At 45.5% G+C, this 20,210-nt stretch carries 19 protein-coding genes and 1 tRNA gene; 13 read left to right on the plus strand and 7 right to left on the minus strand.

The window, feature by feature from the left end:
- Positions 1–191: 191 nt before the first annotated feature.
- Entirely contained in the window at positions 192–1,172 is a 981-nt protein-coding gene (locus DC20_RS17590; protein ID WP_062545027.1) for a CgeB family protein, read from the minus strand.
- 499 nt (positions 1,173–1,671) lie between these two features.
- A tRNA-Asp gene (locus DC20_RS17595) sits at positions 1,672–1,745 on the minus strand.
- A 234-nt stretch (positions 1,746–1,979) separates the two neighbouring features.
- Between DC20_RS17595 and DC20_RS17605 the strand changes: the two genes are divergently transcribed.
- From DC20_RS17605 to DC20_RS17625, 5 genes are all read left to right on the plus strand, one after another.
- A complete protein-coding gene (locus tag DC20_RS17605; RefSeq protein WP_062545029.1) occupies positions 1,980–2,927 on the plus strand; it encodes an acetyl-CoA carboxylase carboxyltransferase subunit alpha in 948 nt (315 codons plus the stop codon).
- A gap of 53 nt (positions 2,928–2,980) precedes the next feature.
- Positions 2,981–3,823, plus strand: coding sequence for an MBL fold metallo-hydrolase (locus DC20_RS17610; protein WP_062546030.1), 843 nt, complete (start codon positions 2,981–2,983; stop codon positions 3,821–3,823).
- Position 3,824: 1 nt separating this feature from the next.
- Positions 3,825–4,592: a patatin-like phospholipase family protein gene (locus tag DC20_RS17615; RefSeq protein WP_071885498.1), complete on the plus strand. Its 768-nt coding sequence runs from the start codon at positions 3,825–3,827 to the stop codon at positions 4,590–4,592.
- A 119-nt stretch (positions 4,593–4,711) separates the two neighbouring features.
- A complete protein-coding gene (locus tag DC20_RS17620) occupies positions 4,712–5,341 on the plus strand; it encodes a hypothetical protein (protein ID WP_062545031.1) in 630 nt (209 codons plus the stop codon).
- Between the two features lie 81 nt (positions 5,342–5,422).
- Positions 5,423–5,971: a lysophospholipid acyltransferase family protein gene (locus DC20_RS17625; protein WP_062545032.1), complete on the plus strand. Its 549-nt coding sequence runs from the start codon at positions 5,423–5,425 to the stop codon at positions 5,969–5,971.
- Positions 5,972–6,234: 263 nt separating this feature from the next.
- On the opposite strand, the gene smc is transcribed toward DC20_RS17625, so the two are convergent.
- A complete protein-coding gene (smc, locus tag DC20_RS17630) occupies positions 6,235–9,795 on the minus strand; it encodes a chromosome segregation protein SMC (protein WP_062545033.1) in 3,561 nt (1,186 codons plus the stop codon).
- Between the two features lie 631 nt (positions 9,796–10,426).
- On the opposite strand from smc, the gene DC20_RS23110 reads away from it, so the two are divergent.
- The 6 genes from DC20_RS23110 to DC20_RS17655 all read left to right on the plus strand — a co-directional run bounded on the left by DC20_RS23110 (position 10,427) and on the right by DC20_RS17655 (position 13,768).
- Positions 10,427–10,567: a hypothetical protein gene (locus DC20_RS23110; protein WP_169788202.1), complete on the plus strand. Its 141-nt coding sequence runs from the start codon at positions 10,427–10,429 to the stop codon at positions 10,565–10,567.
- Between the two features lie 59 nt (positions 10,568–10,626).
- Entirely contained in the window at positions 10,627–10,899 is a 273-nt protein-coding gene (locus DC20_RS17635) for a hypothetical protein (RefSeq protein WP_062545034.1), read from the plus strand.
- A 90-nt stretch (positions 10,900–10,989) separates the two neighbouring features.
- Positions 10,990–11,880, plus strand: coding sequence for a DUF5777 family beta-barrel protein (locus DC20_RS17640; RefSeq protein ID WP_062545035.1), 891 nt, complete (start codon positions 10,990–10,992; stop codon positions 11,878–11,880).
- An 11-nt stretch (positions 11,881–11,891) separates the two neighbouring features.
- The gene (locus tag DC20_RS17645) at positions 11,892–12,461 is read left to right on the plus strand and encodes a YceI family protein (RefSeq protein WP_062545036.1); all 570 of its coding nucleotides are present in this window, start codon (positions 11,892–11,894) and stop codon (positions 12,459–12,461) included.
- Position 12,462: 1 nt separating this feature from the next.
- Entirely contained in the window at positions 12,463–12,849 is a 387-nt protein-coding gene (locus DC20_RS17650; protein ID WP_062545037.1) for a hypothetical protein, read from the plus strand.
- A 1-nt stretch (position 12,850) separates the two neighbouring features.
- On the plus strand, positions 12,851–13,768 hold the full coding sequence (locus DC20_RS17655) for a Rossmann-fold NAD(P)-binding domain-containing protein (protein WP_062545038.1): 918 nt from the start codon (positions 12,851–12,853) through the stop codon (positions 13,766–13,768).
- Between the two features lie 310 nt (positions 13,769–14,078).
- Here the strand turns inward: DC20_RS17655 and DC20_RS17660 are convergent, their stop codons facing one another.
- Positions 14,079–14,288: a hypothetical protein gene (locus tag DC20_RS17660; protein WP_157593219.1), complete on the minus strand. Its 210-nt coding sequence runs from the start codon at positions 14,286–14,288 to the stop codon at positions 14,079–14,081.
- 136 nt (positions 14,289–14,424) lie between these two features.
- On the opposite strand from DC20_RS17660, the gene wrbA reads away from it, so the two are divergent.
- Positions 14,425–15,048 carry an NAD(P)H:quinone oxidoreductase gene (wrbA, locus tag DC20_RS17665; RefSeq protein ID WP_062545040.1) on the plus strand — a complete coding sequence of 208 codons (624 nt, stop codon included), beginning with the start codon at positions 14,425–14,427 and terminating at the stop codon, positions 15,046–15,048.
- Between the two features lie 152 nt (positions 15,049–15,200).
- On the opposite strand, the gene DC20_RS17670 is transcribed toward wrbA, so the two are convergent.
- The 3 genes from DC20_RS17670 to pckA form a co-directional block, all read right to left on the minus strand.
- Positions 15,201–15,866, minus strand: coding sequence for a DUF4159 domain-containing protein (locus DC20_RS17670; RefSeq protein WP_062545041.1), 666 nt, complete (start codon positions 15,864–15,866; stop codon positions 15,201–15,203).
- Between the two features lie 27 nt (positions 15,867–15,893).
- Positions 15,894–16,607 carry a 16S rRNA (uracil(1498)-N(3))-methyltransferase gene (locus DC20_RS17675; RefSeq protein WP_062545042.1) on the minus strand — a complete coding sequence of 238 codons (714 nt, stop codon included), beginning with the start codon at positions 16,605–16,607 and terminating at the stop codon, positions 15,894–15,896.
- A gap of 121 nt (positions 16,608–16,728) precedes the next feature.
- Complete coding sequence (pckA, locus tag DC20_RS17680; protein ID WP_062545043.1) at positions 16,729–18,342, minus strand: phosphoenolpyruvate carboxykinase (ATP); 1,614 nt, start codon at positions 18,340–18,342, stop codon at positions 16,729–16,731.
- 222 nt (positions 18,343–18,564) lie between these two features.
- Between pckA and DC20_RS17685 the strand changes: the two genes are divergently transcribed.
- Positions 18,565–20,148, plus strand: a complete 1,584-nt coding sequence (locus DC20_RS17685) for a peptide MFS transporter (RefSeq protein WP_083470372.1) — start codon at positions 18,565–18,567, stop codon at positions 20,146–20,148.
- Positions 20,149–20,210 lie beyond the last annotated feature (62 nt).

The following is a 20,210-nucleotide window of genomic DNA, read 5'->3' on the forward strand; positions in this document are numbered from 1 at the left end:
TTTGGTGCTCTGGGGTATAAGTAGGTACAGCAAACCTTCAGCTTTTGTTTACCATGGGTTAGCTTTAACATTAGCCGTCATGCCAAAATCTACTGCATTCTTATTTACACCATCAAAGAACAGATCAAATTTTTGAAGCAAGTGCAACCTCTTGTTTAAGTGTATGGAGGAGTTCAGAGGTTATGTTCTTTTTACCCTAAGAATAGCAGATTGTCCAGCCATTTGCCGATGGAGTAATCCCTTCTACTGAAACTTTCCTCTCGGGCTACGTGGCCAGGTAGTGCCAAATCTTCGGGGTTGTAGATCACCACTTGCCGTGGGTCATAGCCGGGCTCCCTTACCACGTTGGGGTTGTTGGTGAGCACACGCTTGCCGCTTCCCAGTGCGTCAATCACGCGCATGGTAATACCTGTCTGAGCTGTAGAGGAGAAGTCTACCACCGCTTTGGCTTGGCAAAATAAATTGTAGTACTCCCTGCGGCCAAGTCTTCTGAAGGCGACGTGGCGCAGACGAGGACCCCTGCCTCGGAACTTTTCCCTTAAAAAGCCGAACCAGCCGATGTACAGATGCGCGTGGACCCTATAGCCCATGCGGGAAGAATAGTCAAGAAAACGCTGCAGGAACTCGTACTTCTCCTGCGTGAAGTAGGAGCAGAAGATGAAGTCAAAGGAGGCCGGACTTAGCGGGGCACTTGCGTACTCGTCGGTGTGGAAGGTGGGGGCGTAGGGGATGCCCAACTCTGCCGCGTCTCCGTAGTCGAAGGTCAGGGTGCGGTCAAAATGGGGCAGAAGGTGGCGGTAGTCTGAATCCCAAGACTTATAGGAGTCCCATTGATAAAGGATTGTTTGAATCTCAGGGTTCCTCTCCCTTAGAGCATCGGGAAACCAACTTCTCATGCGGTAACCCCGGATCACAATCAGGTAATCGAAGGTTTGTCCTTCCGTCTCTTCCAGGATGCTTTGATAGTGGGTGTCCTGCCTTCTATCCATTCGGTGGGGCAGAAAGTTGGATACCACCACGTGCCGGAGAGTGATATCGCGCTCGTAATAAAAGGTAACATCTGCCCCAAAGGACTCTACTTTTTCGCGGATGGCTTCCCCGTAATGGTAGAACTTGCAGGCGATAAGTAATACCTTCTTGCCTGCAAGTGCCTCTTTTACTCTCTCAGTCATCTTTAAATAAACTTGTGGGATATAGCTTCAGGGAGTAGTCCCGGGCGTACAGTATCCCACGACACTAAGTTAAAACCGCTTAAGATTCCCTTTGTTATTCAGGTAACTACAAACCTGTGAGTAGTGAAAAACTTTGAACAGGGCGTAACTTGAAAGCCCTACCCTAAAACGATGAAACACTGGCATATTGCCCTAACACAAAATTGTTTTAGAGGATTTGTCCGTTACTTAATGAAAGCTCACTCAAAGCAGAGGCAGAACGGCAGTGCGAACTCTCTGTCGCTTTACTGTGATAACTAAAGGAAGGAAACTGGGGAAAAAAAAGGACATGTTATCTTTCCTTGATTGTTTCGCCCAGTTCACTTACGAGTTATCGGTTTCAGTCTTTAATTAGTTAGATTCAGGGCTGAGTTAGAACTTTCATATGCCAACCCTAAGGGATGCCATCAAAAACAAAAGAGCCTGTAAGAAAATATCTTACAGGCTCTTTAATAAATTGCGGTCCGGACGGGACTCGAACCCGCGACCTCCGCCGTGACAGGGCGGCATTCTAACCAACTGAACTACCGGACCAACATCTTCTGGAGACCTGATGTCCCCGTTTGATGATGCAAATATGGGGGGCAGATCTTTACCACACAACAGGCAACCCTAAAAAAGAGCAAAAGAAATCTTGTGTTAAGGGTAACAGGTTCATTCTCAAACCGAAAAAAATCCTTTTAAACTCTAAAAAACTCCTGCTACTAAACTTTGCAAGTTTCGTTTACCTTTGTAGTCACACTTTAGCTAAACGTAAGGGGCATAACTATGCTGTTAGATTTTGAACAACCCATTGCTTCTCTGGAAGGGAAACTAGCCGAAATGAAGAAACTGGCCTCAGAAAGCCAGGTAGATGTGAGCGAGGCAGTTTCAGCTTTGGAAGATAAGATTAAGTCACTGAAGAAGGAGACCTATGCCAATCTTACCCGTTGGCAACGGGTACAGCTTTCCCGCCATATAGAAAGGCCCTACACCTTAGATTACATAAACGGTCTCACCACTTCGTTTGTAGAACTACACGGTGACCGCAACGTGCGCGATGACAAAGCCATGGTAGGCGGTTTTGGCGAAATAAATGGCAAAACCGTCATGTTTATTGGCCAGCAGAAGGGAAGAAACACCAAGGAGCGGCAGTACCGGAATTTTGGGATGGCTAACCCTGAGGGATACCGCAAGGCACTCCGGTTGATGAAACTGGCTGAAAAGTTTAACAAACCCATTATTACCTTTATAGATACTCCAGGTGCTTTCCCGGGCTTAGAAGCCGAGGAAAGGGGGCAGGGAGAGGCTATTGCCCGTAACCTGAAAGAAATGTTCATGCTTAAAGTGCCCGTAATTTGCATCATCATTGGTGAAGGTGCATCGGGTGGAGCTCTGGGCATTGGCATTGGAGACAGGGTGTACATGCTGGAGAATACCTGGTATTCTGTTATTTCCCCTGAGTCTTGTTCTTCTATTTTATGGCGTAGCTGGAACTACAAAGAACAGGCCGCCGAAGCGCTTAAACTTACTGCCAAAGACATGTTGGGCAATAAACTGGTAGATGGCATCATTAAAGAGCCTTTGGGTGGCGCCCACGTGAACCCAGAGAAGATGATCAGGACCTTGCAGAAAAAGATTCTTTCTACCTTAGAGGAGTTAGAAGCCATTTCACCGGAAGACCGTATAATGCAGCGTATTGAGAAATTTGGTGAAATGGGCGTGGTAACAGAGTAATTCTGTTTAAAGCTTCTTTTCAGTAAATGACCTAAAAACATCTTTGCATGGCGTTGACTTTGTATCCTATTGCTACCGGAAATTTCAAATTAGATGGCGGCGCCATGTTTGGCGTAGTTCCTAAAACCATCTGGCAGCGCACAAACCCCGCAGACGAGAACAATCTCTGCACCTGGGCTATGCGCTGCCTTTTGGTGCAAACCGAAGACCGGCTCATCCTCATAGACAATGGGATAGGCGATAAACAGGATGCAAAGTTCTTCAGCCATTACTACCTGCACGGTGATGATAGCTTGGAAAAGTCATTGCAGAAAGTAGGCTTTGGAACATCAGACATTACGGATATTTTCTTAACGCACCTGCACTTTGACCATTGCGGCGGTTCGGTACGGTACGGCAAGGACGGCAGTTCCCTTGAAACTGTATTCTCAAAAGCACGCTACTGGAGCAACCAGGATCATTGGATTTGGGCCACTGAGCCAAACCCCAGGGAAAAACCAAGCTTCCTCAGGGAAAATATTTTGCCTATCAAAGAAAGCGGCCAGTTAGAGTTTCTGGCTTTAGGGCAGGAGCAGTTCCTTCCCGGTTTTGAGGTGACCTATGTAGACGGGCACACAGACAAGATGATGATTCCTAGGCTTCAGTACAAAGGCCGCACAGTTTGTTTCGTCGCTGATCTTTTGCCATCTGTGGGACATATTCCCTTGCCTTATGTAATGGGCTATGATACGAGGCCATTGCTGACTTTAGAAGAAAAGGAAAGATTTCTAAACCAAGCCGCGGAGGAGCAATGGGTGTTGTTTTTTGAGCATGATGCTCAGAATGAGTGCTGCACTGTAAAACAAACCGAAAAAGGCATTCGGGTAGACCAGGTTTTCCCTTTCTCTGCCCTATAGGATGGTGAGAATAGGGATTTGCCTTTCCGGGGGAGCAGCTAGGGGAGTGGCGCACTTAGGAGTGCTACAGGCTCTGCAGGAGATAGGGATCCCCATCCAAGCTATTTCCGGAGTTTCCTCGGGTGCGGTGGCGGGTGCTTTTTATGCCGCCGGATTTCCTCCTCAGGAAATATTACGACTTGTTTCTGAACTTGCTTTGCCAAAGCTTCTTAAGCCTGCCTTGAACAAAGGGATCTTGCATACACAGGCGCTGCATAAAATTTTTGAACAGCACCTGCAGGACCGCACGTTTGACGAACTACCCATAAAACTCATCATCTCAGCTTTAGACTTGGTAGAAGGCTGTACCGTTTACTTTACCCAGGGTTCATTGGTAGAGGCGTTGAAAGCATCTTCGGCGGTACCCGTCTTGTTTAAACCGGCCCAGCAAGGAAAAAGAATGTTGGTAGATGGGGGCATTGTCAATAACCTTCCGGTAGAGTGTCTGACAGGTGAATGCGACAAAATCATCGGAGTTCACGCGAATCCTACTCCGCACGATTCAAACATCCAGAGCATACGGCAGGTAACTGAAAGAATCTTCCATCTGGCCCTGCATGCCAATGTGCTGCCTCGGGTATCTTTGTGCCACCTCCTTATTGAACCCCATCAGCTAAAGGATTACCATATTTATGACCTCAAAAGAGCCAAAGAAATGTTTGCTATTGGCTATGAATACACCCTTACCCTATCTAAAGAGCTAGAGGCGCTTGTAAAAATAAATCAATAAATTTGTAACATATAATTTTTTTTATAGTTTAGTGGAGTAATTTAAGATTGTTTAAATAGTTCCCTCGTTGGCTTCTTATTTGCTTCAGGGATTGAAAGTTTCACCTTAATCTAATTTACATGAGAAAGTTGCTTTACCTGAGCATATTCCTTTTAACATTTACCCAAGTAAAGGCACAGGAAAACAGAGGTACTCTGGTGCCAGCCAAAATTTTCAAGCGCTCTTTTATGGTAGGTGGAAGCCTTTCCGGTACTTATAAAAGAATCAATATCACCAGTAACAATGATCCCATTTCTGGTTACCGGCACCAGTATGATTTAAATGCCAAAGTTGGGTATTTTGTCTGGAGTGATGTGGCTTTTGGTTTGCAGGGCACCGTCTTTCATTATAAAGAAAAGATGTCTGGTACTACTTCTACAGCCTCTACCAATATTTTAGCTGGTCCCTTTGCCAGATACTACACAGATAGAGGGTTCTTTGGCGAAGCAAGTGCTGCCGTAGGGATCAATAATCAACCTAACGCAGCAAAAACAGATATTGCTGAATACAGAGCAGGAGTGGGGTACGCTATTTTCATCAACCCGAAAGTATCTGTTGAACCAGCTGTTTTACTTTCTTATTACCAGGAAACCAGACCCTCTGAACAGGACCGCAAGTTGACTGAATGGGGGCCAGTACTGAACATAGGATTGCAGGTGTACTTGTTCCGGGAACGTAAATTCAAAATGGTACCCAGAAGTATTAATTAACCGTAATAAACATATTGTAGATGAAAACCAGCTGAAAGGCTGGTTTTTTTGTAATATTGTTGTTGGATTCAACTATACTTTATGTTTGGGAAAGCTTTAGCGAAAGTCATTTTTAAGGTTGCCGGGTGGAAGTTAAATGGAGCAATGCCTCCTGGGTTAAAACAAGCTATCATGATTGCGGCGCCGCACACCAGTAACTGGGATTTTGTGTATGCCCGTGCCGCCTTTTATCTGATGGATGTTCCGGTGAGACTGACCATTAAAAAAGAAGCATTCTTTTTCCCCATGGGTGCTTTGCTCAAAGCAATGGGTGCCGTGCCCGTTGACCGGAAGAAAAACAACAATCTGGTAGCTGCCATGATTGATATTTTCAAGGAAAATGAGGAAATGGTAATGATGGTCACCCCAGAGGGAACCCGTAAGTACCAACCCCGCTGGAAGAAAGGCTTTTACTACACCGCGGTAGGAGCAGGTGTTCCTATTTTGCTGGGCTACCTGGACTATGCTAAAAAAGAAGCCGGTATAGGGCCTACCATTTACCCCACCGGTGACTTTGACGCGGATATGCAAAAAATCCTTGGTTTCTACCGAACGGTTACCCCTAAGTTCCCAAGCCAGGGAGTAAGATAAGAACTACTCGCACAAGAGATATTAAGTGTTTTCAAGCTGTTTCCTGGAAATGGCTTGAAAACACTTTCTTGTTTAAGGGTTGCGGCGCTTTGCCAATTTAGGTTTGAAGTACGGAAGGATAAGACCATCTACCTATAGCTTTTACCAGATGGGATTTGCAGAAGGTAAACACAACTCCATTAGAAAAGCCTCCGCCGTTTAGAGCCTGATTCTTGAAAACAGGCTCTAAAAGGCGGAGGCTTTATACATTTAACTAAATTTTACTAAGCTGTCAAAGCAGCTTGGGTTTCAGGTTCCGGAGCAAGATCACGCAAGTCAACAGGAATGACTCTGGAAACACCTACTTCCAGCATGGTAATACCATAGATCACATCGGTAGAAACCATGGTGCGTTTGTTGTGCGTCACTACAATGAACTGCGAATCATGGGAGAACTTCTTCACAATGTTGTTGAACTTGTCAATGTTGGCATCATCCAACGGCGCATCTACCTCATCAAAAATACAGAACGGGGCTGGCTTAAGCAGGTAGATAGCGAACAGGAGCGAAATGGCCGTTAAGGTTTTCTCCCCGCCGGAAAGCTGGTTGATGGTCAACGGACGCTTGCCTTTCGGACGTGCCATGATCTCAATCTTTGACTCCAGCGGGTTGCTTGGGTCCGCAATGTACAGGTCACAGGTATCCTCGTCAGAGAAGAGCGACCGGAACACGCGCATGAAGTTATCCTTAATCTGGTCAAAGGCCGTCAGGTATTTCTCCTTGGCCACGGTGTCAATCTCCGCGATGGTGTCCATCAACTGGTTCTTGGCATCCAGCAGATCATTCTTTTGGGTAAGGATAAACTGGTTGCGGGTGTCAATTTCCTGGTAAGCTTCGGCAGCCATTGGGTTCACCGGACCGATGTTCTCCAGTTTCTGCTTTACGCTGTGCACCTGCTGGCTCAATTCCTCGTTGCTGATGTCCAGTTTCTCCGTTGGAGCTTCGGCCAGATCCTCAGGGTTCATGTTGAACTCCGCAGACAGACGCTCAATTACGGCTACCAACTTGATGCGGGTGTCAGTGATGGCTTGGTTCATGGATTGGAACACCTCGTCGGTGTTCTGCTTCTTGCGTTGAAGTTCCCGGATATTTTTCTCCTTTTCGTCAATCTCTCCGCGCAAAGAGAAATAAGCTTTCTCAATCTCCTCCAGCTCGCGGGCCATTTCTTTGCGGGCGACCATGCCTTCTTCCAACAGGTGGTTCTGGTCTTCTACAAACTGGTCCAATGAAACAGTTTCGTCTTCGGCGCGGTTCAGCTCATCCTGCAATTGCACCAAGCGCTCCTGGTGGTTCATGACGGTTTTCTGCTTGTAAGCTAATTCCTGCTGAATGCTTTGCAGGCGGTTCTTCAACTGGTGGAACTTGATGTTTTCCTGGTTAAAGATGCCGCTGACCTCGGTGATGATTTCGTTCTGTTTTTCCAAAACCTGGCTTAAACCAGCAAGTTCTTGCTCATAGCTTTTTAGAGCCAGGTTTTTGCTTTCAGCCTCCGGCATCAGGTCGGCGAGTTTGTCGCCTAAATCCTGAATTTTATCGAAGAGCTCGTCTTTCTTGCTGGCCTGGTTTTGCTGATTCAACAGGAACTGCTCATACCGTACTTTGTGGCTAACCAACTCTTGTTGCAGGGTGTTGATGTCGCGTTCCTGCAAACGGATCTGCTCTTTCTGCGTGCTTTCTTTCTGGTTTTGCAAGACTTGCTGCAAGGTGCTAATCTTGCTTTTCATGCGCTCCTGTTCCTGCTCCAGCGCTTCCAGTTCCTCCGCTAATAACTCCAGGTTCTGTTTACGGCCTAAGCGGTTTCCGTCAAACAAGCCCAGAGATCCACCGGCTAAGCTCAACGGCTTCTTGATGGCAGTGCCATCGGTTAAGATGTAGGTGCGGCCATCGCTGAGGAAGAGTTCGGTATCAGCGGTTTCGGTGAGGTATACTTCACTGAGCATGAAGCGAAGCAGCGAGTGGTATTTCTCCTCTGCGGCTACTACCTCCAGCGCCGCTCTGTATTTAGGCGTGCTGATGGTGGCGGGAACTTCCATTTCCTCAATCTCAGAGAGAATGATGAAACTGGCGCGGCCCTGGTTTTGCTCCTTCAACAACTCAATAGCTTCCACTGCTTCCTGGGCAGAGTCTACCACGAAGAAGTTCATGTAAGGCTCAAGGTACGTCTCAATGAGGTTCTTGTACTCGGGGTCGCAGGAGATAATGTCTGAAAGGAGAGGAGCGGGGTTGTCCCAGTTCTCTTCCTTATATAAGAACTTGATCGCCTCAGGAAAACCTTCCAGGTTATCCACCAGTGACTTCATCAGGTTGTACTGGATGGTCTTGGCGTCATGCTCCCGGTTCAGGTCAATCAGCTGCTGACGGTACTCGTGCAGGGTTTCCTCGGTTTGGGTCATTTCAGCCCGAAGCTGGTTTTCCGATTCCTGCAGTTCAGCCAGGTTCTGCTGCGCGTCTTCAAGCATGATCTTGGTTTCAGCCAAGGCAGATTCATGCTGCTGGGCGATCTCGCTTTCGTGGCCTTCCATCTCTTGCAGACGCTCCAGTTCCAGGCGGTGGCTCTGCATCTGCACCTGCGTGATCTCGATGCTCTTGTTCACAGTGAACGCTTCGTTCTGCACTTGGCGTTGGGCCATGGTTTTCTCCTGGAGCTCGCGTTGCAGGTCAGCTTTCTGCTGGTTCACATGCTCCAGTTCTTTTTTGGTCAGGCCCAGTTGTTCCTCTGAGATCAGCAATTCTTCCTGGATCTGCTCAAGGTCATTTTGTAGCTGACCCAAGCTGTTCTCGGTCTGGCTGATGTTGGTGGTATCCTGGTTGATCTGCGTATGCAGCGTTTTCACCCGCTCTTGCAGGTACATGTTGCGCTCGCTTTTCAACTTGATGTCATTTTCCAGCTGGCGCAACTGACCGGTATGCTCATTGACCTCTTTCTGCTTGTTCTGCAGTTCGTGTTGGGTGCGGTCCAGCAGGGTTTTCTGCTCCTGCAGCGTATCTTCCAACATCGCCAACTCTTCAGAATAAGAGCCCTTGCGCTCGGTTTCTTTTTTCAGCTCATTTTCCAGCCGCTCCAAGGCCTCCTGGTGGTGCCCAATGTTGCGGCGTGCGTATTCCAGGCTGAGTTTCTTGTATTCGTCTTTCAAGTTGAGGTAGCGCTCTGCGGTTTTGGCTTGACGCTCCAAACTCTTAAGGTTTTTGCCAATTTCAAACAACACGTCTTCTACCCGCTCTAAGTCGGCATCGGTTTCCTCCAGCTTTTTGAGGGTTTGCTTCTTGCGGACCTTGAACTTAGAGATACCGGCAGCTTCTTCAAACAAGTTTCGACGCGAGTTGTCCTTATCCGTAAGGATGTCGTCCACCATTTTCAGCTCTATGATGGCGTAGGAATCAGAGCCAATCCCGGTGTCCAGGAATAGGTCGTTAATGTCTTTGAGGCGGCAGGTGACGTTGTTGAGCAGGTACTCGCTTTCGCCGGACCGGTAGTAGCGGCGGGTGATGGTTACCTGCGAGTACTCGGTGGGCAGAATGCCCTTGTTGTTGTTGAACGTGAGCGACACCTCGGCCATTTGCTGCGGCTTCCGGTTCTTGGTCCCGTTAAAAATCACACTCTCCATTTTGTCGGAGCGCAGATTACGGGTTTTCTGCTCGCCCAACACCCACCGGATGGCATCTACGATGTTGGACTTGCCGCAACCATTGGGCCCCACAATACCCGTAATACCGCTGTCAAAGTTAATGGTGACTTTGTCCCCGAAACTTTTGAAGCCTTTGATCTCTAATCTTGCTAATTCCATACGCTTCGGTCAGAAAACCTGACCCCATTCCCAAAAATACAAAAAAGCACATTGAGTTCCGCACCGATTGGATTATGAATGATTTAAGAGGTTGATTTTGGGTCTGTTTTATCTGAATAGTGGCTAAAACAAACCTATTGCTATAAGAGTCACTTTAAAGGGGAAAATGAGTCTATAAACATTCAGCAATAAGCACCAGAGTATCTGAGGAAAGCAAATCAGCCTCAACCCAATCCTATTCAGTGAGGAGAGCTCCGAAAGTTCATCTAAGAACTTTGTGCTGAAAACATAGACTCAACTTGGCTCACATATTCCTTATTCTAATTTAAAGTTCAACATTATATAAAATTTGAAACCAGAATTAAAGACATTCGTAATATGATTTATCTAAATAAAAATTTAGGTTTGTCTAAAATTTAATTTTGGTGCTTTTATAAATTTATTTTCAAAATAGTTTCTTAATAATGTTAAGCAGAGTTGTTTGTTACAACTCTGCTTAACACCCGAATGAACTATCCTAAGATAGAAGAATTCATAAAAGCCTTGCGGTTGTATCACGCTCACTATATAGTCAAGACTAAGTGAGCTAAACAGATCATGAAACTGGGTTAAACTTATTAATGCTAATACTATGGGACAAAAATGGATAGAAGTAGTCAAAAATGGTAGCAGAGCTTATAGCCAAGGAGAGTATTCTAAAGCCTCTGGCCTTTTTACTCAGATGTTGGCAGAAATAAAAAAAACCTGCGGCAGATTGATATTCTTTCCTTAAAGAATATAGAACATATACAGGTATTTGCTTTGTGCAGCAGGCTTGCTGGTAAAGCATTAATGGAGAATGAACAGCCACATGATGCAGAAAAAGTTTATTTGTCTGCTATTGAAAAAATGAAATCTTTTATCTCGAACCTGAATAATCCATTGCTTTATAGAGCCATGTTAGTGACAGAATTAAAGCTTCTCTTTTATGAGCTGGCTTCCTTTTATGCTACTAAAATGCAGTTTGATAGTTTACATGCTTTTACAGAAAAGAACACTCCAGCACTTAAGAGCTGGCCGGTAGAACTTGAGATGATAAGCCAATCCGGATTAAACCCAAACTAAGCAAAAGGAAGCCTGCACCTTTTGAAGTTGTAAGCAAAGACAAATAGAGAAGAATTGTGATAAAGCATATCTGAAATACATTCCAGGATCATGAAAATACTATTACCCTTACTTTTTAGCATACTGATTTTTTGCTCACATGCCAGCGCTCAAGATGATTCTATCTTTCATGAGCTTGATTTAATAACTGAACCAGAGAAGCAGGATGTGTTAGCTGCTTTCAAGTCTACCAGAGTAATTCTTGCCCCGTCTATTGAAAGGGTGCAGGAAAAACAGCTTCACTTCAGGGTTTCGCACCTGTTCTCGCCGGTTTCTCTAGGGTACAAAGACCTGTTTGGCTTAGATCAACTGGTCAACATGAACCTGAGTCTGGAGTACGGTATCAACAATCGGGTGCAGGTAGGTTTAGCAAGATCTAACAAAGCAGATAAAACCTTAATGCCTAATATCAAAGTGAGCCTACTAAGGCAGTCAACAGGTAAGAAGGCTTTCCCTTTGTATGTTTCATACTTTGGAAACCTAGATTGGAAAACAAATACGTACTCCTCCGAAGCCCAGAATAATTACTTTCTGGGAAGGCTGGATTATGTAAATATGTTACTGTTGGCACGCAAAGTAAATCAGAAGCTTTCTGTCCAGCTTAGTCCAGCCTGGCTTCACAGGAATCTGACAGACAATCCAAATGAGCCAAATGATCTATACGCCTTAGGGTTTTCAGGCAGGTATATGTTTAATGGGCATATGTCTTTCAACTGGGAGTACTTCTATACGCTTCCTACATCAGAGTTTATACAGACAAAAAATAACCCATTGTCTCTGGGCGTGGACATTGAAACAGGAGGACACGTGTTCCAGCTATATTTCTCCAATGCCAGTGCCCTCCATCTGGGTAGATTCCTTAGAAATCAGAACGGCAATTTCTTTGATGGCACCATTCAGTTCGGCTTCAGTATTATGAGAGAATTTAACCTTAACCACTAATTTTTAATTCTATGAAAAATTCAAAACTAATCTTACTCTTTGTAATCCTGACTCTCTCAACGAGTGGTTACGTAAAGGCACAGTTTAAATCAGAGACACGCACAGCTAAAGTCTCTTTCAGGTCCCAGACACCCATTGAGGAATTTTACTCTGAGAATAACCAAGTGGCAAGTATCCTTAAAGTGGATGGTAAGAAAAAAGTCTTAGCCTTCAATGTGATAATGAGGTCTTTTAAATTCGATAAAGCCTTAATGGAGGAGCATTTTAATGAAAAGTATGTGCACTCTGAAAAATATCCTACCGCCAAATTTGTAGGAGAATTTGCGGAGGATATAGACCTGACAACTCCCGGAAAATATAAAAACATATCCATATCTGGTACAATGACGCTTCATGGGGTGTCCCGCACAGTAACAGTGCCAGTAGATTTAGAAGTAGGTAAAAACAATGAAATCAAAGGGCATGCCACCTTCAAGATCAAGCCAGAGGAATTTAATATAGAGATACCTAAACTGGTGAGTGAAAAAATTTCCAGGGAGATTGTGGTAACGGTAGATGCCTTGTACAAACCAGCCAGATAGCATGAAGAAGATAGCAACAGTAATAGCACTATTTTTTTTAACGGCTCTATTCTTCGGATTATATCAGTACTCTAGGGCACCAGTAAATCTAAAGAATCAAAAAGCAGAAGTGATTTTATCAGCTATTGAGCTGAAAGAGCAGTTAGCGGCCGATACTTCTGTCAGGAACAACTTAAGTGGTAAAGTGCTGCTCGTGGAGGGATTAGTGTCATCAGTGGAAGAAGGTGAACACCCGGCAATAATTCTTGATGCTACTGTTCGTGGTGAGCTTGAGAAAAGTACAGCTGTGCCCAAATCAGGGGAAAAGGTTAGGTTAAAGGGAATGTTGGGTGGATATGACGAAATATTTGAAGAGGTGGTCCTGATAAAATGCCAAATAGAGGAGTAAAATGAAAATTATAAAAAGGGTATACTGGTGTATATTTCCGGCTTCTTTTCTACTAGGAGCATTATTACAAAGCTGTAAAGAAGAAAACGCAGAGGATTTATTTCTAGGAGGGCAGGTAGAAGCTAAAAGCTATTATCTAACTAATGTGCTTCCTATACTAAACAGCAAATGCTTTTCTTGTCATAATTATCATTCATCTTCAGGTACCAGGTATGATACATATGCCAAAGCTGCCGCCATGGCTGAAGAGATAGCAAACAGAACCTCCTCGGCCCATCCCAACAGTATGATGCCGCCTCCATCTGCTAATCCTCTGACGGATAATGAGAAGAAAACCCTTCAGCAATTTCTACAGCTAGTAAAAGGAGGAGGAGAAAATTTGAATGATGAACAAAAATATGGTGTTTCCATCTCATGGACCGCTTATAAATTCCCGGAATATACAAGACGGGTTGGCGTGACAGGCACTTTCGACAAAACTTACATCACGTATAAGAAGAAAGAGGCAGCTAACATATATGATTTTTTGAACGGAGCTGAAATCCTGATTCCTACCAATACAGCAAATGTTGGAAATGACTCCTTGAAGAGCTCCAATGTAATCAATAGCTTCTTTTCCTACTTTACTCCTGTTATTTATGGGCACGTAATGGCCATAAATTCACTCTCCAAAAGGGCAAGTGTAAAGATAACCATGAACGGTTTTTCACAAGAGGTGATATTTGAAATAGAAGAAGCAGGGGAGAACCTTATTTTTACCGGTGAGGTACAAGACATAGGATACTTTAATGCAAATGCTGCATTGAATGCATTGCAACGAGCATGCGGGCAGTATCACCAAGATAAAGTATGGCCAGATATTAGCCTCAAAGCTGAAATCAAAAACTTCCGCAAGTTTTCTTCAACTCCCCTTAAGTAATATTCCTCATTAGATTGTCCTACTGATTTAGATGAACTTAGATAGTTTATCCAAGATAAATAGCTGGCTGGGTCACTGGCAAAGTAGAAGTGAATTTGATAAATATCTAGTCTCAGAAATTTAAAATCACTGGCAACATCACTGGCAAGTTTAGTACTTCTAATGAATTATTGGTGGAGCTTTTTAGCCATGTTTATTTACTTATTATAGGAGGAAACTCTCCTCGGCATCCACTACCTCCAACGCCGCTCTGCATCTGCACCTGCGTGATTTCGGTGCTCTTGTTCACCGTGAACGCCTCGTTCTGCACCTAGCGCTGGGCCATGGTCTTTTCCTGAAGCTCATTTTGCAGATCAGCTTTCTGCCGGTTCACATGCTCCAGTTCTTTTTTGGACAGGCCGAGTTGTTCCTTCGAGATCAGCAACTCTTCCTGAATCTGCTCCAAGTTATTTTGCAGTTGCCCCAGGCTGTTCTCGGTCTGGAAGCCATTTTTTGGATAAGTACATGATTCTTTCTGCAACAATAAGATTATGATGTCTTTATAAAAAGAAGCTTAATAACTGTAGGTACATAACCCCGTATAGAAAACAACCTGTTCCTATAACAGAGGTCGGGGAGGGAATTGTCTTTCGTTTTCTAACCATTTATATAAAACTATGGCAAACGTAAAATTAGCGGTCATCTATTACAGCTCCACAGGTACCAACTACCAGCTTTCGCAATGGGCAGCTGAAAGTGCCAGGGCAGCGGGCGCGGAAGTTAAAATTCTGCGAATAAAAGAACTGGCTCCTCAGGAAGCTATTGACAAAAACCCAGCGTGGAAAGCGCATACCGAAGCTGTCAAGGATGTACCTGTCGTTTCCCTGGGTGACCTGGAATGGGCCGATGCCATCATCTTCAGCATGCCTACCCGTTACGGGAACATACCGGCTCAATTAAAAGAGTTTCTGGACAGTACCGGAGGCTTGTGGTTCCAGGGTAAACTGGCCAACAAAGTAGTAAGTGCTATGACCTCGGCTCAAAACCCTCATGGTGGACAGGAGGTTACTACGCTTGCCCTTTACACCACCATGTACCACTGGGGAGCCATCATTGCAGCCCCAGGCTACACAGACCAATCTCTCTTCCCGGCAGGTGGTAACCCTTATGGCACCAGCGTAACGGTTGGCCAGGATGGTAGCATTTCACCAGATGCACAGGCAGCGGTGGCGCATCAGGCAAAACGGACCGTAACTGTAGCTTCTTGGGTGAAACAAGGGTTGCAGGGGCAGCAAGCTTAAAAGGAACTCTCCTGTATCATAATAAAAGAAAATGGCTGGTTGTTTCATTAGCAACCAGCCATTTTCTTATGAACAAGGGTGAGGCTTGATTCTTTCCTGTTCTATCAAACCTCAACAAAGTCTTTCAAGATCTCTTGTTGATTTACCAAAAGTTAGAAGTTTGTAAGGGCATAGGAGATTAAGTTAGCTCCCATGCGCAAGGCAGCCTGGTGCTTTTCAATGGGATCATTGTGTACTGATTGATCCTCCCAGCCGTTGCCTAGGTCACATTCATAGGAGTAAAAGCAAACCAGCCGCCCCTGATAGATGATCCCGAAGCCTTGTGCAGGTTTGTTGTCATGCTCATGGATTTTGGGCAACCCACGGGGAAAGCCAAATTTTTGATGGTACACTGGGTGGTTGAAAGGCAGTTCTATGAAGTCTAACTCGGGGAAGACTTTCTTCATTTCACGTCTGGCGAACTTATCTAAACCGTAGTTGTCGTCTATGTGCAGGAAACCACCGCTGGTGAGGTACTTGCGCAGGTTTTGGACTTCTGCTTCCGTAAAAATGACGTTCCCATGGCCCGTCATGTGGACGAAGGGATAATCCAACAACTCAGGGCTGCCGGGTTCCACGCTTTCTTCTTGCGGTGCAATGTTGGCTTTTAGTTCACGGTTGCAGAAGGAGATGAGATTGGGCAAAGAGGTTTTGTTTGCGTACCAGTCTCCGCCGCCACCGTACTTCAACCGGGCGATTCGGAAGCTGGGGCGCTGGGCTAAGGCAGCACTGGAATTTATTACTAGAAGAAGCAGCCAGAGAAGAAGCCGTTTTTGCATGGTTTTTCAGAAAAGAAGCTTAAACTACTAAACGTCTAAAAGTACGTGAATGGTATGGCATGCGGCCATAGCGGCAGTCTCTGTCCTTAACCTACTTTGCCCTAAAGTGACAGGTTTGTAGCCGGCCTGGATGGCTTGTTCCACTTCTTCCGGACTGAAGTCACCCTCCGGACCAATCAGGATGGTGTACGTATCTTCACCCGTAATACTTTTTGCTAACGAATGCCGTTCTTGGCCTTCTACCAAGTGAGCAATAAAACGTTGTCCTGCTGGAGGCTGTTTTATAAGGTCTGTGTAACGCGTAAGCTCGTGCAGGGTGGGCAGGTACGCTTTCATGGATTGTTTCATGGCACTGACTGCAATTTTTTCCAGCCGGTCCAAGTTGAGGTTTTTCCGTTCAGAGCGGGCACACTGCAGGAAGGTGATCTCGTCAATACCCATCTCCACGGCCTTCTCTACAAACCACTCCATTCTATCCATATTTTTGGTGGGAGCCACCGCTATGTGAATTTTATAACCTCGCTTCTGGTGTTCTGCATGATAGTGTAAAATGCTTAGTTTCGTCTTCTTAGGGTTTGGTTCTGCAATTTCTGCTTCAAACAAACCTCCCCTCCCGTCAATCAGAGTTACCGTATCTCCCTGACCTAATCTAAGTACCCGGGCACAGTGCTTAGACTCTTCTTCAGATAAGGTATAAGATGTGTCTGTGGGTTGCAGGTCAGGGGTGAAGAAGAGGTGCATGCAAGTTTTTTTAAAGCTGTTTTCCAAAAATACAGCAAAAACCTGAAGGGTGTCTGCGTAACTAAAAAAAGCCCTTCATAAGATGAAGGGCTTTAATAAGGTGAAGGAAATAATTAAAGTTTTAGGCTTCTACCGCTACCTGAGGGGCGCCTGCCAAAATTTCTTTGTTCGCATAATCTGCGTATTTGCTAAAGTTTTTCACAAATGCTTTTGCCAGGTCATTGGCTTTGTTGTCATAGGCGTCTTTGTCTGACCAAGTGTTGCGCGGGTTCAGAATCTCCTCCGGTACATTAGGGCAGGAAGCAGGTATCTCAACCCCAAACACTGGGTGCTTACTAAACGAAACGTCCTGCAGTTCGCCATTGAGGGCAGCCGTAATCATGGCCCGGGTGTAGCCTAGTTTCATGCGTGAGCCAACGCCGTACACACCGCCCGTCCAGCCGGTGTTCACCAGCCATACGTTCACGTTGTTCTCGGTCATTTTCTTGCCCAGCATTTCAGCGTACGTGGTGGGATGCAAGGGTAGGAAAGCCGCCCCAAAGCAGGCCGAGAAGGTAGTCTGCGGTTCGGTCACGCCTACCTCAGTACCAGCCACTTTGGCGGTGTAGCCCGAAATGAAGTGGTACATGGCCTGGCACTTGTTCAGACGAGAGATAGGAGGCAGAACCCCAAAAGCATCGGCGGTTAAGAAGAAGATGTTTTTAGGAATGTCTGCCCGTGAGGGTTCAATGGCATTGTCAATGTGGTTGATTGGGTAAGCCGTGCGGGTGTTTTCGGTAACGGTTTTGTTTGTGTAGTCTACGGTGCGGGTGCCAGGTATAAATCTTGTATTCTCCACGATGGCCCCAAACCGGATGGCATCCCAGATCTGGGGTTCTTTTTCGCGGGTAAGGTCAATCACTTTGGCGTAGCAGCCCCCTTCAAAGTTAAAAACGCTGTCTTCGGTCCAGCCGTGCTCGTCGTCTCCAATTAAGCCGCGATCAGGGTCGGCTGACAAAGTGGTTTTACCGGTACCAGATAATCCGAAGAAAATGGCGGTGTCACCTTCTTTCCCTACGTTTGCCGAGCAGTGCATGGATAGCGTGTTGCGTTGATGCGGCAACAGGTAATTTAGAACGGAGAAGATGCCTTTTTTCATTTCGCCAGCATAGCCTGTACCACCAATCAAAATCATCTTCTTCGAGAAATTGATAATGGCAAAGTTAGCCTGGCGGGTACCGTCTACTGCCGGATCTGCTACAAACTCAGGAGCATTGATGATGGTAAAGTCTGCCGTGTGGGTATGAAGTTCTTCTTCATTCAACCGCAGGAACATGTTGTAGCAAAATAAGTTATGCCACGCCTGGGTATTCACAATGCGGAGGTTAAGGCGGTATTCTGGGTGAGCACCGGCATAAGCATCGCGCACATACAATTTGCAGTCAGCCAGGTGCGCCAGCATTTTCTGGTACAAAGCTTCAAATTTGGCTGGATCATAGGCAATGTTCACATCGCCCCACCACACAGAGTTTTCTGTTTCGGCATCCTTTACTATGTACCGGTCTTTTGGAGAACGACCTGTAAAAGAGCCGGTATCACACATAATGGCGCCGGTATCAGTTAAGTACCCTTCGCCGTTCTTCAGAGCCTCTTCCACTAACTCTGCCGGAGACAGATTCCAAAGAACCTCTTTCGCTTGTGTGATGCCTACCTGTGATAAATCCATGGTGTTTGACTTCTTGCCAAATTCTTTCATAAAGGAAGCTTTAATTTTTAAATTTTCAAAATGGAAGGAGTTATAAGAATCGCATTTTGCAAATTTATAAAAAAACTAACACTTGTTATCTTTTTGGTAGAAAGTTTCTTCACGCGGATTTGGCGGCAGGCTTAAGTTTGCCCTTGTAAGGCGATTATGATATATTTACCTTTTATAGACGTACCAGACAGGTAAAACAAACAACTTTTTAACTATTCATTTATGTCTCAAAAAGACCATCCGCTTTCTGATCACGTCAGTAAGCATAACATTCCGTACGGAGAGCATCCGGTAGAACTTGAAAGCGGGCACCCGCCTGGTTTGTTTGTTCTCTTCTTTACTGAGATGTGGGAGCGCTTCAGTTATTACGGAATGCGGGCGCTGTTTGTGCTTTTTTTAACTTCTACCATCGCCAACGGTGGCTGGGCTTGGGAGCGTGACGAAGCTCTCCAGCTATATGGTATCTATACCGGCTTAGTATATCTTACTCCAATTATTGGAGGGTTCATTGCCGACAAATTCTTAGGCTACCGGAAATCCATCATCTTCGGGGCTTTGCTTATGACCCTTGGTCACGCCAGTATGGCCATGGAAACCGTGTTCTTCTTTTATGTGGGCCTGGGGTTGATTATTCTGGGGAATGGTTTGTTTAAACCCAATATCTCTTCCATGGTGGGTCAGTTGTACGCGAAGAACCCAGCCAAAAAAGATGCGGCGTACACCATCTTCTACATGGGTATCAACTCCGGGGCATTTTTAGGGATTCTATTGTGCGGGTACATTGGCGAGAAAGTAGGCTGGAGCTGGGGCTTTGGTCTTGCGGGTGTTTTCATGTTGTTTGGCATGCTGCAGTTCGCCTTCTCTAAAAATCTGTTCGGGAACATTGGCCTTTCACCAAGCAGTCAGTTGGCTTCTGGTTCTGCCGCGGCAGAGAAAGCAGCGGAGGCTCCGGCTCACGTGGTAAGAGACAGAATCATTGTTATTTCTGTATTAGCCTTCTTTGTGATCTTCTTCTGGATGGCCTTTGAGCAGGCAGGTGGATCTATGACCATCTTTGCCGCAGATTACACCAACAGGGTTCTGGAGGGAAGCAGCGGAACGCTTTTCAAATGGGCCAATGCCATTTTAGTAGTGGTTCCAATGTTGATCTTAACTGTGGTGTTAGGGAACCTGTTCAAGCAGACTTACAAGAACATACCGTTTTCTAACTTGTTCCTGGGTTTAAGCTTCGTGATAATCTGGGGTATCATTGTCTGGATGTTGAACAGAGAGTTCACCTCTGATGCCACCGAGGTACCTGCTTCCTGGTTCCAGATTCTGAACTCGTTCTTTATTATCTCTTGCGCTCCAATCTTCTCTAAAATTTGGGAAAGTCGCTTTAACCCGTCTGGCCCGGTGAAGTTTGCGATAGGGTTGTTCCTGTTGGGCTTAGGTTTCGGTATTCTGGCGTATGGTGGTCTTTCCATTCCACAAGGAGCAAAAACTGCCTCCGTTAGTATGATCTGGTTAATTCTAGCCTATTTCTTCCATACCATGGGCGAACTATGCATTTCGCCGGTGGGCTTGTCTTACGTGAGTAAACTGTCTCCTCCAAGACTGGTAGGCTTGATGTTCGGGATCTGGTTTATTGCCAACTTTGTGGCCAACTACCTGGCTGGTTTAACTGGTTCTTTCATTGACCCTATCATTGAGAACTACTCTATCACAGTTTTCTTCCTGATCTTCACTGTTCTGCCTATTATTGCCGGTCTCATCATGTTGGCCTTGAATGGTACTCTGAAGAAGAAAATGCACGGTATCCAGTAATTCATCTTTTATCTATAGCAAAAGCCTTTGCCGCTCTAATGGCAAAGGCTTTTTTGTTTAGC

Source organism: Rufibacter tibetensis (genome assembly GCF_001310085.1).
Classification (GTDB): domain Bacteria; phylum Bacteroidota; class Bacteroidia; order Cytophagales; family Hymenobacteraceae; genus Nibribacter; species Nibribacter tibetensis.

Excerpts from the sequence above, each read along its gene's own strand:
- DC20_RS17590 (WP_062545027.1), bottom strand. The coding sequence starts at position 1,172 with ATGACTGAGAGAGTAAAAGAGGCACTTGCAGGCAAGAAGGTATTACTT.
- DC20_RS17605 (WP_062545029.1), top strand. The coding sequence starts at position 1,980 with ATGCTGTTAGATTTTGAACAACCCATTGCTTCTCTGGAAGGGAAACTA.
- DC20_RS17615 (WP_071885498.1), top strand. The coding sequence starts at position 3,825 with ATGGTGAGAATAGGGATTTGCCTTTCCGGGGGAGCAGCTAGGGGAGTG.
- DC20_RS17620 (WP_062545031.1), top strand. The coding sequence starts at position 4,712 with ATGAGAAAGTTGCTTTACCTGAGCATATTCCTTTTAACATTTACCCAA.
- DC20_RS17625 (WP_062545032.1), top strand. The coding sequence starts at position 5,423 with ATGTTTGGGAAAGCTTTAGCGAAAGTCATTTTTAAGGTTGCCGGGTGG.
- smc (WP_062545033.1), bottom strand. The coding sequence starts at position 9,795 with ATGGAATTAGCAAGATTAGAGATCAAAGGCTTCAAAAGTTTCGGGGAC.
- DC20_RS23110 (WP_169788202.1), top strand. The coding sequence starts at position 10,427 with ATGGGACAAAAATGGATAGAAGTAGTCAAAAATGGTAGCAGAGCTTAT.
- DC20_RS17635 (WP_062545034.1), top strand. The coding sequence starts at position 10,627 with ATGGAGAATGAACAGCCACATGATGCAGAAAAAGTTTATTTGTCTGCT.
- DC20_RS17640 (WP_062545035.1), top strand. The coding sequence starts at position 10,990 with ATGAAAATACTATTACCCTTACTTTTTAGCATACTGATTTTTTGCTCA.
- DC20_RS17645 (WP_062545036.1), top strand. The coding sequence starts at position 11,892 with ATGAAAAATTCAAAACTAATCTTACTCTTTGTAATCCTGACTCTCTCA.
- DC20_RS17650 (WP_062545037.1), top strand. The coding sequence starts at position 12,463 with ATGAAGAAGATAGCAACAGTAATAGCACTATTTTTTTTAACGGCTCTA.
- DC20_RS17655 (WP_062545038.1), top strand. The coding sequence starts at position 12,851 with ATGAAAATTATAAAAAGGGTATACTGGTGTATATTTCCGGCTTCTTTT.
- wrbA (WP_062545040.1), top strand. The coding sequence starts at position 14,425 with ATGGCAAACGTAAAATTAGCGGTCATCTATTACAGCTCCACAGGTACC.
- DC20_RS17670 (WP_062545041.1), bottom strand. The coding sequence starts at position 15,866 with ATGCAAAAACGGCTTCTTCTCTGGCTGCTTCTTCTAGTAATAAATTCC.
- DC20_RS17675 (WP_062545042.1), bottom strand. The coding sequence starts at position 16,607 with ATGCACCTCTTCTTCACCCCTGACCTGCAACCCACAGACACATCTTAT.
- pckA (WP_062545043.1), bottom strand. The coding sequence starts at position 18,342 with ATGAAAGAATTTGGCAAGAAGTCAAACACCATGGATTTATCACAGGTA.
- DC20_RS17685 (WP_083470372.1), top strand. The coding sequence starts at position 18,565 with ATGTCTCAAAAAGACCATCCGCTTTCTGATCACGTCAGTAAGCATAAC.